The following is a 14,497-nucleotide window of genomic DNA, read 5'->3' on the forward strand; positions in this document are numbered from 1 at the left end:
ATATCTCTGCGCCGAGGAGCGGTGAGCCACGCAGGTTCGCCGTACCCCGAACCTGCCTCACTCACCGCTCCACAGCCGATCGATCCCGCGCGAGTCGACGGACGGCCCCCGAAATGACTCGAGCGGTGAGAGAGACGCCTTCCCTTCCCCAGGAAGGCGCCTCACTCACCGCTCGAGGCGCTGGTGCAGTCGTGCCGGCCGGTCAGTGACGACCAGCCGAGGGAGAACCTACTCCCACTTGGTGGCAAAGCTGAAGCCCACCGCCATGAAGGCGATGCCGACGACGAGGTTCCACTGCCCGAGGTCGTTGAAGACCCACAGGTTGGAGAGGTCGTCGGAGAAGACGTAGAAGGTGCAGATCCAGATCAGGCCGATCAGGAAGCAGGCCAGCATGCCCACCACGACGCCGCGGCCGCGGCCCAGCGGGGTGGAGGGGTGGGCGGACACGATCAGACCCAACATGAGCAGGCCGAAGCCGATGGCGTAGTTCCAGTCGCCGAGGTCGGAGACGGCCTTCGGGCTGCCGGGGACCGGCGGGACCGCCAGCGGGTTGCCGCGGCCCTGGACGTAGTAGAAGACCAGCCAGGCGATGCCGGCCACCATGAGCAGCAGGGCGATCATGAACCTGACGGTGAAGAGCGTGCTCCTCGCGTCGGGGGTGACCGTCTGGGACTTCGACACTGCTGCTCCTGTGGCTCGGCGGGAGGTTCTCCGGCGCTCGGCGGCACCGGTCGCAAGGCGGCGCGGCGCCCGACGGGGGGTTAGCGTAGTCGTCATGCCCCCTGAGTCCCACGATCGCCCCGGACGCCGCAGCGTCTGGCGCGTGGCGACGCCGGTCATCGTGCTGGTCAGCGGGGTGCTCTTCGGCGTCAGCGCCCAGCAGAGCGACGGCCTCGACCTCCGGGCCGGGCGGCTGACCGACCTCGCGTCGGTGGTGCGTGCCGAGCGCGACGAGGCCGGTGACCTCACCGCGCAGGCCGCTGCGCTCAACGCGGAGGTCGAGGCGCTCAGCGCCCAGCTCGGGGACCGCTCCGTCGGCCGGGTGCAGGACGAGATCGCGACCATCGTCGACCCCGCGGGCCTCACCGACATGGCCGGCCCGGCCGTGCAGGTGACCCTCGACGACGCCCCGCTCGAGGCCCGCCTGGCCTACGAGGGGGAGCCCAACGACCTCGTCGTGCACCAGCAGGACATCCAGGCCGTCGCCAACGCCATGTGGAACGCCGGCGCGGCGGCCGTCACCATCCAGGGCCAGCGACTCATCTCGACGACCGGCATCAAGTGCGAGGGCAACCAGGTGACGCTCAACGGGCTGCCGTACTCCCCGCCCTACGTCATCGTCGGCATCGGCGACCCGGACGCCATCCAGGCCGAGCTCACCACCGACCCGATCCTCGCGACCTACCGCGACTACACGCTCGTGCCGGGCGGCGGCGTCTCGTGGGACATGACCCCGCTCGAGACGGCGACGGCCCCGTCCTACACCGGCCTGCTCGACCTCACCTACGCGACGCCGATCCCGGAGTAGTCCCGGGAGCGACCCGCGGTGGCGTCGGCGTGGTCGGCGTCTCCGTCGGGAGCGTCGGCGTCTCGGTCGGCGTGGTGGGGGTCTCGGTCGGCGTCTCGGTCGGGGTGGTCGGCGTCTCGGTCGGTGTCTCGGTGGGCTCGACGAAGGCGGAGACGAAGATCGTCACCGTGCTGCCCTGGTCGGCGGTGCCGCCCACCGGGATCTGGTCCACGACCGTGCCCCGCGGCTCGACCGACGCCGCGTCGACGCGTACGTCGGGCACGAAGCCGGCCTCGCGGATGGTCCGCTCCGCCTCGCCCTGGCGCAGCCCGCGCACGTCCGGCACCTGCGCGGGGCCGTCGGAGTAGACGATCGTGATCGTGGTGCCGTCGGCGACGGAGGTGCCGGCGGGCGGCGCGGTGCTGAGCACCTGGTTGCGCGGCTCGTCGGAGTCCTCCTCCTCGAAGCGCACCTTGAGGCCCTGCTCGATCATCGCGGCGCGCGCGTCCTTGCGGAGGGTGCCGACGACGTAGGGCACCTCGACCTCGGGCCTGCCGAGCGAGAGCACGAAGTCGACTGACGAGTCCGGGTCGGCGAACACGTCGCGGTTGGGGTCCTGCGAGATCACCAGGTCGGCCTCGACCGTCTCCGACGGCTCGCGGTCGACCTCGCCGACCCGGAGTCCGGCGTCGACGATCTTCAGCCGCGCCTCCTGCTCGGTCAGCCCGACCAGGTTGGGCACCGGCAGGCGCTCCGGCGAGTCCTCGAACAGTAGCCCGTTGAGCGCCCACGCGCCCGCGCCGAGCAGCAGCACGGCCAGCAGTCCGCCGAGGATCCACCAGGCCGTACGACCGCGCGACTCCTGCGGCTCGCGCGGCGGCGGGCCGGAGGTCATCGTCGTGGTCGCGTCGGCCGGCGGGACCGCGGCGACGTACGCCGTCTCCGCCGCCGGCACGACCGCCGGCGCCTGGATCGGGTGGCCGGAGAGGTAGCGCTCGATGTCGGCCTTCATGGCTGCCGAGCTCTGGTAGCGGTCCTCGACGCGCTTGGCGAGGGACTTCATCACGATCGCGTCGATCTCGGGGTCGAGCTGGTCGTCGAGGTCGGACGGCGGGGCGGCCTGCTCGCGCACGTGCTGGTAGGCCACGGCGACCGGGCTGTCGCCGACGAAGGGCGGCCGGCCGGTCAGCAGCTCGTAGAGCATGCAGCCGGTCGAGTAGACGTCGGAGCGGGAGTCCACGGTCTCGCCGCGGGCCTGCTCGGGGGAGAGGTACTGCGCGGTGCCGACGACGGCCGCGGTCTGCGTCATCGTGGAGGACGCGTCGGAGATGGCGCGCGCGATGCCGAAGTCCATGACCTTGACGTCGCCCGTCGGCGTGAGCATCACGTTGCCGGGCTTGATGTCGCGGTGGATGATCCCGGCGCGGTGGCTGTAGTCGAGCGCGGACAGGACGCCGGCGGTGATCTCCAGGGCGCGCTCGGGCAGGATCTTGCGGCCCTCGCGGAGGATGTCGCGCAGCGTGCGGCCCTCGACGCACTCCATGACGATGTAGGGCTGGGCGACGCCGGACCCGTCGGTGGCCATCTCCTCACCGGTGTCGTAGGTCGACACGATGGCGGGGTGGTTGAGCGACGCCGAGGACTGGGCCTCGCGGCGGAACCGGGCCTGGAAGGTGGCGTCGCTCGCGAGGTCGGTGCGCAGCCGCTTGACCGCCACGGTGCGCCCGAGGCGCAGGTCCTTGCCCTTGCGGACCTCCGCCATCCCGCCCCGGCCGAGCAGCTCCCCGAGCTCGTAGCGGCCGCCGATCAGCGTCGGATCGGACTGCGTCATTCCTCGTCGCCCTCTTCCTCGTCCTTCTGCTGACCCGGTGGCACCTTGGCCCAGTAGCTCACCGTCACCGTGTCACCCTCCTGGAGCGCCCCACTGGGCTCGACCGACACGACGACGCCCTCCGGCTGGTCACCGGGATTCGCCACCTCCACGCGCTCGGGGGTCAGCCCGAGGTCGCGCAGCTCCTTCTCGACGTCCTTGGCGTCCCGCCCGACGAACGCGGCCGGGTCGACCTCGACGGTGGCCGGCTCGGTCTCGGTCGGCGTCTCCGTGGGTGTCTCTGTGGGTGTCTCGGTCGGTGTCTCGGTCGGTGTCTCGGTGGGCGTCTCGGTGGGCGTCTCGCTCGGGGTGTCCGACGGCGTGTCGGTCGGTGTCCCGGTGGGCGTCCCGCTCGGGGTGTTCCCGGGCGTCTGGGACGGAGCCGGGTCCTGCGACGCCGGGTCCGTGGGCTCGTCGGAGTCGCGCGTGCCGAGCCAGAAGGCCAGCAGCACGGCGGCCAGGACGGCCACGAGGCCGAGGACGAGCGGCCACGGCGTCGTACGCCGCTCGCGCTCGGGCGGCGGCGCGGCGACCGCCGCGGGCTCGGTCGCACCAGTGGCAGCGGCGGGGGCAGCGGCGGGGGCAGCGGCGGGGATGACCTGGGTGGCGGGGGCGACGGCGGGGGTCGCGGCGACGGTGGCCGTGCCGTCCACCGAGGCGGGGTCGCGCAGGGCGGCGGCGAAGGCGGAGCCGTCGGCGAACCGGTCCTCCGGCGCCTTGGCGAGCGAGCGGCGTACGACGCGCACGAGGTCGGCGGGCACCGTGTCGGGCAGCTCGGGCACCGGGTTGCGGAGGTGGGCGATCGCGGTGGCGACCGGGGTGTCGGCGACGAAGGGCTTGCGGCCGACGAGGCACTCGAAGGCGACGACGCCGAGGGAGTAGACGTCGGAGGCCGCGCTTGCGGTGCGGCCCTCGGCCTGCTCCGGTGAGATGTAGGCCGGGGTGCCGAGGACCTGGCCGGTCTCGGTGAGCGCCATCCCCTCGGCTGCCCGGGCGATGCCGAAGTCGGTCACCTTGACGCGCCGGTCCGGGGTGACGATGAGGTTGGCCGGCTTGACGTCGCGGTGCACGATGCCGGCGGCGTGGGCGACCCCGAGCGCGTCGGCGGCCTGGGCGAGGAGGTCCTGCGTGGCCGCGGCGTCGAGCGGCGCGCCCGGTCGCAGCAGCGCCGAGAGCGGCTGGCCCTCGACGAGCTCCATCACGAGGTAGGGACGCGGGGTGCCGGACCCGTCGGGGGCGGAGCCGGCGCCGTAGTCGAAGACGGCGGCGATGCCGGGGTGGTGGAGCGCGGCGGCGTGGCGGGCCTCGGTCTCGAAGCGCGTGCGGAACAGCGCGTCGTCGGCGTACTCCGGCTTGAGGACCTTGACCGCGACCGCGCGCCCGAGGACGGTGTCGCGCGCCGCCCAGACCTCGCCCATGCCGCCGGTGGCGATGCGGGACTCGAGGACGTAGCGGCCGGCGCCGTCGACGTGGCCGCCGGGGGAGAGGGTGCTCACTGGCTGATCACCGCCTCCATGACCGCCTTGGCGATCGGGCCGCCGAGCCGGCCGCCGGCGATCTCGCTGCGGGAGGTGTCGCTGGACTGCACCAGCACGGCGACGGCGACCTGCGGCTCGTCGGCCGGGGCGAAGGAGACGAACCAGGCGTACGGCGGGCGGTCCGGCGTGGACTGGGCGGTGCCGGTCTTGCCGGCGACCTCGACACCCGGGATCTGCGCCGGCGTGGCGGTGCCGGAGCTGACGGTCTCCACCATCATCCGGGTCAGCTCGTCGGCTGTCGTGCTGGAGATGGCCTTGCTGATCGTCTCGGGGTCGGTGCGGTCGAGCACCGAGAGGTTCGGCGCGCGCACCTCGTCGACGACGTAGGGGCGCATCACGTCGCCGTCGTTGGCGATGGCGGCGACGACCATCGCCATCTGCAGCGGGGTCGCCGTCACGTTGGACTGGCCGATGCCGGACAGCGCGGTCTGCGGCGGGTCCATGTCGCGGGGGTAGAGCGACGTGGCCTGGCCCCCGAGGTCCTCGAGCGAGGTGGAGTTGAAGCCGAACGCCTCCGCCTGGTCGGCCATCGCCTCGACGCCCAGCTCGTTGGCCAGGCTGAGGAAGGTCACGTTGCACGAGACCTGGAGGGCCTGGGTGAGGGTGATCCGGCGCCCGCCGCAGTCGCCGCCGTCGTAGTTGCCGACCGACGTGGTGGACTGCGGCAGCTGGAACCGGAACCCGCCGGGCACCATCGAGTCGGCGTCGTAGTCGCCCGACTCGATCGCGGCCGCGGCGGTGACCAGCTTGAACGTCGACCCCGGCGGCAGCGTCGTGCCGATGCCGCGGTTGATGAGCGGCTGCCGCGGGTCGTTGTTGAGCTCGACGCTCAGGTCGCGCACCGCCCCGAAGTCGTGCGAGGCGAGGTTGTTGGGGTCGAAGGTCGGAGTCGAGGCCATCGCCAGCACGCGTCCGGTCGTCGGCTCGAGCGCCACGACCGCGCCCTGGGCGTCGCCCGGCAGGTTCTCCAGGCCCTCCCACGCGGCGTCCTGCGCGGCGGCGTCGATCGTCAGCTGGACGTTGCCGCCCTGGGGGTCGCTGTTGCTGAGCATGTCGACCAGCCGCGTGACGAACAGCCGCGAGTCGTCGCCGGACAGCACGGCGTTCTGCGACCGCTCGATGCCGGTCTGGCCGTAGAAGGAGAAGTAGCCGGTGACGGGGGCGTACTTGAGCGGCTGGGTGTAGGTGCGCTGGAACTCGTACCTGTCGTCGGACGGCACGCTGCGCGCGATCGCGTCGTTGCCGACGAGGATCGCGCCGCGCTCGCGCGAGTAGGCCGCGGTGATGACCCGGCGGTTGCGCGGATCGTCGGACAGGTCGTCGGCGCGGACGTACATCAGGTAGGTCGAGTTGACCAGGAGTGCGAGGAAGAGCACCAGGCAGAAGACCGACACGACGCGGATGGGCTTGTTCACCGCAGCTTCACCACCTGGGTGCTCTCGCTGTCGGCCACCGAGTCGTCGACCGGGTCCAGGCGCGGAGCGGGGCGCCGGGCCTGGTCGGAGATGCGCAGCAGCAGGGCGACGACCACCCAGTTGGCCACCAGCGAGGAGCCGCCGTAGGAGAGGAACGGGGTGGTCAGGCCGGTCAGCGGGATGAGCCCGGTGACGCCGCCGATCACGACGAACACCTGCAGCGCGATGATCGCGCCCAGCCCCAGCGCCATCAGCTTGCCGAAGCCGTCGCGCGAGATCAGCGCGATGCGCAGCGCCCGCTCCACGATGAGGCCGTAGCAGAGCACGATCGCCATGACCGCGGTCAGCCCGAGCTCCTCGCCGACGGTGGAGAGGATGAAGTCGGAGTAGGCGAACGGCACCCGCTCCGGGAAGCCGTTGCCCAGACCGCGGCCGATCAGCCCGCCCCAGCCCATGCCGAACATCGCCTCGACGAGCTGGCCGCTGCCGGGGGACGCCTCGTAGTAGTCCATCGGGTGCAGCCAGAAGTTGAAGCGGTTCTGCACGTTGCCGACGAAGGTGTACGCCGCCAGCGCGCCGGCGGCGAACAGCAGTCCGCCGACGACCAGCCAGCCGGGCCGCTCGGTGGCGACGTAGAGCATGGCGAGGAACAGCCCGAAGAACAGCAGCGACGACCCGAGGTCGTTCTGCAGGACCAGGATCATCATCGAGACGCCGAACATCGCCAGGATCGGGCCGAGGTCGCGACCCCGGGGCAGGTCGACGAAGACCACCCGCCGCCCCGCGAGCGCCAGGGCGTCGCGGTGCAGCACGAGGTAGCCGGAGAAGGCGACGACGAGCAGCACCTTGGCGACCTCGCCGGGCTGGAAGCTGAAGCCGGCGACGTTGATCCAGATCCGGGCGCCGTTGATCTCGCCGCCGATGACGGGCAGGAACGGCAGGATGAGCAGCAGGATGCCGGCCAGGCCGGAGGTGTAGGTGAGCCGCTGCAGGGAGCGGTGGTCGCGCAGCAGGACGAGGGTGGCGACGAAGAGGATCACGCCGAGCGTCATCCACGTCAGCTGCTGGCGGGCGAACGTGTGCTGGTCGAGCCCGTTGGCCTCGTAGGTGAGGTCGAGGCGGCGCAGGATGGCGAGGCCGAGGCCGTTGAGCGCCGCGACGAGCGGCAGCAGCACGGGGTCGGCGTAGGGCGCGACGATGCGCACGGTCACGTGGGCCACCACGATGAGGGCGGTCAGCCACCCGCCGTAGCCGGCCAGGTCGGCCGGGACCACTCCCTCGACGCCGAGGCCGACGGCGGCGTACGCCCCGATCCCGACGGCCAGCGCCAGGACGAGCAGGAACAGCTCCGCGCCCCGGCGGCGCCGGTGCACGAAGCCCATGAGGGCACCGTTCTGGCTCATCGACTCACCCCCGTCACTCCGAGCTGACGTCCTGGCGCGCCGCGTAGTTGTCCACGGTCAGCCGGGCGTCGTCGAGGTCGTCGGACTCGATGCCGTCACGCACCGCTTCGGCGTCGATCTCGCTGAGCAGGTCGAGGTCGACGTCGGTGAGCTCGTAGGGGTGGGACAGCGAGAGGCCGGGCAGGTCGGCGTCGATGCCGCGGAAGATCGCGACCCGGCCGTCGTGCTCGGCGACGTAGAACTGCTGCTGGCTCCACGACCAGCCCGCTGCGAGGACGACCCAGGCCAGGCCGAGCAGGATGGCGGCGACCAGCAGCCGGCGCAGCCACGCGTAGCGGCCCGGGGGCCGCGGGGCGTAGCGGGCGGCCTCGGGGTCGATCGGGTCGGCGGCGAAGGCTCCAGCCGGCACGTCGGCCGGCACGGGCGGGATCTCGCCGGTGTCGCCGGAGCGGTGCCCGCGGAACAGGCCGCCGACGGCGCCGCCGAGCGGCATCCGCCGCGGCAGGTCGGCCGCCGCCCCCACCAGCAGCGGCTGGAGGTCCGCGTCGGGTGCCTCCTCGGCGACGTCGGCCACGATGCAGGTCACGTTGTCGGTGCTGCCGGCCTCGAGGCTGGCGCGCACCATCTCGACGGCGGCGAAGTCGGGGGTGCCGGTCGAGAGGATGTCAGCCATCCGCTCCGGGCTCAGCGTGCCGCAGGCGCCGTCGCTGCAGATGAAGATGCGGTCGCCGGGCTCGGCCGGGACCTCGAACAGGTCGGGCTCCTCGTGGCGGATGCCGTCGAGCGCCTTGAGGATGAGGTTGCGGTGCGGGTGGCTCCGCGACTGCTCCTCGGTGATGCGGCCCTCGTCGATGAGGGACTGGACGAAGGTGTGGTCGTGGGTGAGCTGGCGCAGCTCGCCGTGGCGGTAGAGGTAGGCCCGGCTGTCGCCGATGTGGCCGATCCCGAAGCGGCGGCCGTCGAAGAGCGCGATGGTCGCGGTGGTCGAGGTGCCGTTGAGGGCGGGGTCCTCCTCCACCAGCTCCGCGATCCGGTCGTCGGCACGGTGCACGCCGCCGGCGACCTGGCCGAGGATGTCGTCGTCGGGCTCCTGGTCGAGCTTGCGCAGCGCCTGGACGGCGGTGCTCGAGGCGAGGTCACCGCGTACGGCGCCGCCGACGCCGTCGCAGACGGTGAGGAGCCAGGGCCCGGCGTAGCCGCTGTCCTGGTTCTCGCGGCGTACGCGCCCGACGTCCGAGATCGCCGAGTAGTGGAGGTACATCACTTGCGCAGCTCCAGGATCGTCTTGCCGACGCGGACCTGGGTGCCGATGCCGATGGTGGTCGGCTGCGTGATCCGGACGGGGCCGACGTAGGTGCCGTTGGTCGAGCCGAGGTCCTCCACGAACCACTCGTCGCCGCTGGCCACCACCCGGGCGTGGCGGGTGGAGACGTAGTCGTCGTCGAGCTTGATCGCTGCATCGCTGCCCCGACCGATGAGGAGGGGCGCGTCGGCCAGCTCGGCGCGGATGCCGCTGTTCTCGCCGTCGACCACGAGGAGGTGGGTGGGGGCGCCGCGGCGGGGCTTCCGAACCTTGGGGGCCTTGCCGGACTTGCGACCGGAGGGCGCGGGCGCGCCACCGCGCGCGGTCTCGGGCACCCGGGCGCCGAACATGTCGGAGCGGATCACCGAGATCGCCGAGAGGACGAAGATCCAGAGGATGGCCAGGAAGGCCAGGCGGACGAGGAACAGGGTCAGCTCAGACATTCCATCCCCCGGCCTCGTCGCGTCCGCCGTCGATGCGAACCGTCATCTCGGTGTGCCCGATCTTGATCGTCGAGCCGTCGCGCAGGCGGGCGCGGGCGACCTTGGTGCCGTCGACCAGGATGCCGTTGGTCGAGCCGAGGTCGACCGCCTCGACGCCGTCGATGCTGACCTCCAGCTCGAGGTGGCGCCGGCTGACGCCAGGGTCGTTGATGCGCAGGTCGGCCTCGGTGCCGCGGCCGATCACCAGGCCGGGCGGGCGCAGCGGGTGGCGGGTCCCGTTGACCTCGAGCGTGGCGTGGGAGGACCGGGTGCGCGTGCGGTGGTCGTTGTCGGTCACGCTCGCCTGCGCCTTGCTGCGGATCCGGAAGCGACCGGTGGTGAGGTCCTCGGCGGGCTCGAAGGCGATCGAGATCGGGCCGGTGAAGACGTAGCCCTGGGCGTCCGCGTGGTCCTGCAGCTGGTCGACGAGGTCCTGCTCGAGCGCCCGGCCCAGGCCGACGATGCGCTCGAGGTCTGTGGCCGACAGCTCGACGTGGAAGTCGTTGGGCACCAGGCGTCGCTGGCGGCTGAGCACCTGGGCGTTGTTGTCGCACTCGCGCTGCAGCGCGGCGGCGATCTCCACCGGCTGCACGGCGCTGCGGAAGGCGCGGGCGAAGACCCCGGAGATGGCGGACTCCAGCCGCTGCTCGAAGCGTTGCAGGGGGTTCATCCTCAGGCCTCCTCTCCTCGCGGTGACGTCTCGTCGTGGTGGGCAGGCATCAGCCACCGCCCGGTCGGTGCGGCCAACCGTACCGGCCGCGTACGGGCAGGTGCGGGCACCGCCCCGCCGTGGGGATGGCCGTGTGGGCGGCCGTACGGGTGGCTCCGTCGACGCCCGCCAGCCGATTGGGAGCGTCCCGCGGGCTTGGGGTAACCTGAGCCCCGCTTCACGCGCGAGTGGCGGAACGGCAGACGCGCTGCGTTCAGGTCGCAGTGTCCGAAAGGGCGTGGGGGTTCAAATCCCCCCTCGCGCACCACCACGAAGGCCCCGGGTCACCCCGGGGCCTTCGTCGTTCTCCGGGGTGGTGCGCCGACATCGCCGATCAATGCTGATGCGCGTTTGTCCACGTTTCTGTACACTTCCGACCATGGAGCAGACAGACGTGAGGGGCCGGCCCGGGATCGACGTCCCCGACGCGCGTGGCCGCACCGGCCTCGACCAGGTCGGGCGCGACCTCGGCGGCAACCCCGACGTGGTGGTCCGCGACGTCGAGCTGCTGGCCGCCGGGTGGCACGTGCTGCGGCGCACGACGTTCGACTACCGCGACTCGCGCGGAGGATGGAGCACGCAGCAGCGGGAGACGTACGACCGGGGCAACGGCGCCACGATCCTCCTGCACGACCGCGACCGGCGCACGGTGCTGCTGACCCGGCAGTTCCGGTTCCCGGTCTACGTCAACGGGCACCCCGACGGCATGTTCGTCGAGACCGCGGCGGGCCTGCTCGACGACGACGACCCGCTGACGGCGATCCGCCGCGAGACCGCGGAGGAGCTCGGGGTCACGGTCGGGGAGGTGACACCCGTGTTCGACCTCTGGATGAGCCCCGGGTCGGTCACCGAGCGCCTGCACTTCTACGCCGCTCCCTACACGCCGGCCGACCGCACCGGCGCCGGCGGCGGGCTGGCCGACGAGGGGGAGGACATCGAGGTGCTCGAGCTCGACGTCGACGACGCGCTCGCCCGGCTGGGCGGCGAGATCGCCGACGCCAAGACCGTGCTGCTGCTGCAGTGGGCGGTCCTGTCGGGGCCCTTCGCTCGGCGCTGACCGCCCATTAGGCGGAACCGGCCATCAGCCGGAGCCGGCCCGGGCGTCGACCACCGGCACCCCGAGGGCCGCCAGCTCCCGCACGGTGCGGGAGTCCGCCGGCGCGTCGGTGATGACGCCGGCGACCCGGTCCAGGGCCAGCACGCCGAACGGGGAGGCGGCACCCATCTTCTCCACGCTCGCCAGCACGTAGGTCTCGGCCGCGCGGTCGGCGAGCAGCCGCTTCATCGCGGCCTCGTCGGCATCGCCCGTGGTCAGCCCGGCCTCGGGGTGCACGCCCGTGACGCCGAGGAAGAACAGGTCGGCGGACACCGCCGCCGCGGCCTCGGCAGCCGCGGCCCCGGACGTGACGGCGGAGTGCTTGAAGAGCCGGCCACCCAGCACGACCACCTCGGCGGTGGGGTGCTCGACCAGCGCCGCCGCGACGGTGACGCTGTGGGTCACCACGGTCACAGCGAGGTCCGCGGGGAGCGCCCGGGCCACCTCCAGCGCGGTCGTGCCGCCGTCGAGGAGCACGGTCGACCCGGACGGCACCAGGGCCACGGCGGCGGCCGCGACGCGCCGCTTGCTGTCGGTCGCCACGCTGCCCCGGGCGGCGTAGTCGCCGACCGCCGGCGAGACGGGCAGCGCGCCGCCGTAGACCCGCTGGCACAGCCCGGCCGCGGCCAGCTCGCGCAGGTCGCGTCGTACGGCGTCCTCGGTGACGCCGAGCTCCGCGGCGACGTCCTTGGCGACGACCCGCCCCTCGTCCCGCAGGCGGGCGAGCAGGAAGTCCCGCCGTTGTGCGACCAGCATGCGTTGCCTTCCATCCGTGCCCGGCGCCGTGCCTCGCGGGTCAGTCTCCCGCACGGGCGGCCGGTGGCGCGCGGTGGCGGGACGGGGCGGGGGCTCCGGTGTCTGGAGTCACCGGATATCCGGGGACCGCCGGGACAACACGGAAGATCCGAGCCACCGGGTGACTCGGATCTTCCGCGTTCCCGCGAACGGTCGTCAGCGCAGGTAGCGCCTCGCCACCACGTCCGGCTGGTCCACCGGCGTGCCGCGCTCCATCGTCCAGGCCAGCCGCACCAGCCCGGCGTGCGACCAGGTGAGCGGGGTCGCGGCGCGGGTGCCCTCGCCGGCGGGGCAGCACGCCTCGCCGGTGGGCGCCCGACCGTCCCAGACCTGCTCGGAGATCATGTCGCTGGTGCCGGCGGCCGCGGCCATGGCGGCGAGGTGGACCGTCGCGTCCTGGCCGGCGGTGACGGCGTACTCGCCGCGCTCGCCGTTGAGCAGCGGCCACGCGCGACCCAGCGTGGTGCCGGTGTCGTCCTCGGTGATCTCCCACTGCCCGCCGTCGAGGGTCTCGCCGTAGCCGTCGAAGCTGAAGCGGTGCCAGTAGGGGCCGTTGGGCGTCTCGACGCGCAGGTCGGCGTCGACGACGGCGAGGGTGGAGGCGACGTCGCGGTCGTCCGGAGGGAGCAGGCCCAGGCGCACCAGGTCGAGGAAGCTGGGGTCGACCACGCGGCGCTGGTCGACCTCGGACGGCCCGCCGTCGCCGATCGCGTACTCCGTGCCCCGGTCCGGGCGGCCGTCCTTGGTGATGCGCAGGAAGTACGGCGCCTCGCTCAGCGGGCCGGTCGTGGTGACCGTCCAGTCCTTGACCTTCGCGTGCCACCGGTCGGCGAGCCGGAGCCAGCGCCGCGCCGAGGCCCGGTCGCCGTTGCGGCGGGCGATGTCGGCGGCGCAGACGAGGCCGGCGACCTGGGTGGCGATCGAGTTGGGCGAGTAGCCCGACTGGTTCTCCCAGCGCTCCTGCGGGGAGTACGGCGCCCGGCGGCCGGTCTCCTCGTCGCGGAAGCGCACCAGGAAGTTCGCCGCCCTCTTGACGCCCCGGTAGGTGCGGGGGCCGTCGCGGCCGACGAGGTGGGCCAGCACGATCGGCAGCGCGACCTCGTCGAGCTGGAGCTCCGACCACACCGGCGTGCCCTCGACGTCGGAGTTCTGCGGGAAGGAGCCGTCGGGCTGCTGCTGGACGTCGAAGAGCCAGTCGACCGACCGACGCGCGGCCGCCGTGTCGCCCATCGCCCACAGCGCGGTGCCGAACTGGTAGGAGTCGCGCGACCAGACCAGGTGGTAGGCGCCCGACGGCGAGGAGAGGTCCTTGACCTCGTCGCCCCAGACCCACGGGGCCGACGGCGACGCGACCAGTGCGCCCGGGTTGAGCTTGTCCTCCGCCGCGGCGAGGACGAGCGCGGAGGCGAGGTACTGCGCCCGCACGCCGGCCGCGCTGTCGGGGATCCGCTTCAGCGAGCGGACGTAGCGGTGCCAGCCGCGGTCGTAGCGCGCGGCGGTCGCGCGGGCCCCGGAGCGCACGGTCGCCGTGGCGGTGCGCAGCGCGTCGCGCCCGTCGGTGCCGTAGCCGAGGACCAGCGTCGCGCGCTGCTCACCCGGCAGGCCGGTGATGCCGCTGACCCGGCCGGTCTGCACGACGTTGCCGGGACCGGCGCGGCGCCCGCCGTCGTCGAGGCGGTGGTCGCCCTCGAGGTCGGTCCAGCCGTCGTCGCGGCCGAGGACACCGGTGCTGGTGCGGCCGAACCGCGGCCGGGACACGAGGGCGGAGGCGACCGGCTCGGAGCGGTCCGTCGCCACCAGTCCGTCCCGCCCCGAGCGGCCCGAGTCGTTCATGCCGGAGTTGGCCAGCGCCGGGTCGTGGACGGCGTACAGGCGGTAGCGGCCGCCGTCGAGGGACTCCAGGCGGACGCGTACGACGAGCGCGTCCCGCCGCGGGTCGGTGACGAAGGTCTTCGTGATCCGGTAGCGGCCGGACGTCGCGGTGCCGACCTGCCGGAAGCGGAGGCTCCGCTCGTCGGGGCGGGTCGTGATGACGTCGACGTCCTCGGTCTCCAGGTCGGTGAACGAGCGCCCGTCGGTGACCACGAGCTCGAGGCTGCGGGTGCTCGGCGTGGAGAGGTCGGGGTGGAAGACCTCGCTCACCCGGCCGTCCTGGAGCGTGAACCAGACGTTGCTCCGCCGGGTCCGGGCGGTGCCGAACCCCGCCTTGTCGGCCTCCGTCCACTGGCTCTTCGCCCCGCGCGCCGGCGCGTCGTCCACGGCAGGACCAGCAGCAGCGGAGGACGGAGCGACCAGGGCGGTGGCCACCAGGGCGAGGGCGGTCGGGCCGGTGAGGATGCGCAGGGGCATGGGGGGCCTCCGGGAGTCGGTTCCTCCCGT

Annotated in this window: 12 protein-coding genes and 1 tRNA gene; 3 read left to right on the plus strand and 10 right to left on the minus strand. The window is 73.0% G+C overall.

Features of this window, described 5'->3' with window-relative positions:
* Nucleotides 1–228 precede the first annotated feature (228 nt).
* Nucleotides 229–840, minus strand: coding sequence for a cell division protein CrgA (locus SHK17_RS00230; protein ID WP_322423702.1), 612 nt, complete (start codon nt 838–840; stop codon nt 229–231).
* Between SHK17_RS00230 and SHK17_RS00235 the strand changes: the two genes are divergently transcribed.
* A complete protein-coding gene (locus tag SHK17_RS00235) occupies nt 776–1,528 on the plus strand; it encodes a DUF881 domain-containing protein (protein WP_172268406.1) in 753 nt (250 codons plus the stop codon). The two genes, SHK17_RS00230 and SHK17_RS00235, sit on opposite strands and share 65 nt — an antisense overlap.
* On the opposite strand, the gene pknB is transcribed toward SHK17_RS00235, so the two are convergent.
* Genes pknB through SHK17_RS00270 form a run of 7 tightly spaced genes read right to left on the minus strand, consistent with a single transcriptional unit; the run spans nt 1,500 to nt 10,188 of the window.
* Nucleotides 1,500–3,338: a Stk1 family PASTA domain-containing Ser/Thr kinase gene (gene pknB, locus SHK17_RS00240; RefSeq protein ID WP_172268409.1), complete on the minus strand. Its 1,839-nt coding sequence runs from the start codon at nt 3,336–3,338 to the stop codon at nt 1,500–1,502. The genes SHK17_RS00235 and pknB overlap by 29 nt on opposite strands.
* Entirely contained in the window at nt 3,335–4,873 is a 1,539-nt protein-coding gene (locus SHK17_RS00245; RefSeq protein ID WP_322920677.1) for a serine/threonine protein kinase, read from the minus strand. Before SHK17_RS00245 ends, pknB begins: the two co-directional genes overlap by 4 nt.
* Nucleotides 4,870–6,330: a peptidoglycan D,D-transpeptidase FtsI family protein gene (locus SHK17_RS00250; protein WP_322920679.1), complete on the minus strand. Its 1,461-nt coding sequence runs from the start codon at nt 6,328–6,330 to the stop codon at nt 4,870–4,872. Before SHK17_RS00250 ends, SHK17_RS00245 begins: the two co-directional genes overlap by 4 nt.
* The gene (locus SHK17_RS00255; protein ID WP_322423707.1) at nt 6,327–7,733 is read right to left on the minus strand and encodes an FtsW/RodA/SpoVE family cell cycle protein; all 1,407 of its coding nucleotides are present in this window, start codon (nt 7,731–7,733) and stop codon (nt 6,327–6,329) included. Before SHK17_RS00255 ends, SHK17_RS00250 begins: the two co-directional genes overlap by 4 nt.
* A gap of 13 nt (nt 7,734–7,746) precedes the next feature.
* Nucleotides 7,747–8,994: a PP2C family protein-serine/threonine phosphatase gene (locus tag SHK17_RS00260; protein WP_322920680.1), complete on the minus strand. Its 1,248-nt coding sequence runs from the start codon at nt 8,992–8,994 to the stop codon at nt 7,747–7,749.
* Nucleotides 8,994–9,479 carry an FHA domain-containing protein FhaB/FipA gene (locus SHK17_RS00265; RefSeq protein WP_322920682.1) on the minus strand — a complete coding sequence of 162 codons (486 nt, stop codon included), beginning with the start codon at nt 9,477–9,479 and terminating at the stop codon, nt 8,994–8,996. Before SHK17_RS00265 ends, SHK17_RS00260 begins: the two co-directional genes overlap by 1 nt.
* Entirely contained in the window at nt 9,472–10,188 is a 717-nt protein-coding gene (locus tag SHK17_RS00270) for an FhaA domain-containing protein (RefSeq protein ID WP_172268427.1), read from the minus strand. The genes SHK17_RS00265 and SHK17_RS00270 overlap by 8 nt, the downstream gene beginning before the upstream one ends.
* A 221-nt stretch (nt 10,189–10,409) precedes the next feature.
* Between SHK17_RS00270 and SHK17_RS00275 the strand changes: the two genes are divergently transcribed.
* Both SHK17_RS00275 and SHK17_RS00280 read left to right on the plus strand, forming a co-directional pair.
* Nucleotides 10,410–10,495, plus strand: a tRNA-Leu gene (locus tag SHK17_RS00275).
* A gap of 111 nt (nt 10,496–10,606) precedes the next feature.
* Entirely contained in the window at nt 10,607–11,284 is a 678-nt protein-coding gene (locus SHK17_RS00280) for an NUDIX domain-containing protein (RefSeq protein ID WP_322920684.1), read from the plus strand.
* A 24-nt stretch (nt 11,285–11,308) separates the two neighbouring features.
* Here SHK17_RS00280 and SHK17_RS00285 read toward each other — a convergent pair whose 3' ends face one another.
* Both SHK17_RS00285 and SHK17_RS00290 read right to left on the minus strand, forming a co-directional pair.
* On the minus strand, nt 11,309–12,079 hold the full coding sequence (locus tag SHK17_RS00285; RefSeq protein WP_322920685.1) for a DeoR/GlpR family DNA-binding transcription regulator: 771 nt from the start codon (nt 12,077–12,079) through the stop codon (nt 11,309–11,311).
* A gap of 195 nt (nt 12,080–12,274) precedes the next feature.
* The gene (locus SHK17_RS00290; protein ID WP_322920686.1) at nt 12,275–14,467 is read right to left on the minus strand and encodes a glycoside hydrolase family 15 protein; all 2,193 of its coding nucleotides are present in this window, start codon (nt 14,465–14,467) and stop codon (nt 12,275–12,277) included.
* Between the last annotated feature and the right edge of the window lie 30 nt (nt 14,468–14,497).

The organism is Nocardioides renjunii, from assembly GCF_034661175.1.
Classification (GTDB): domain Bacteria; phylum Actinomycetota; class Actinomycetes; order Propionibacteriales; family Nocardioidaceae; genus Nocardioides; species Nocardioides renjunii.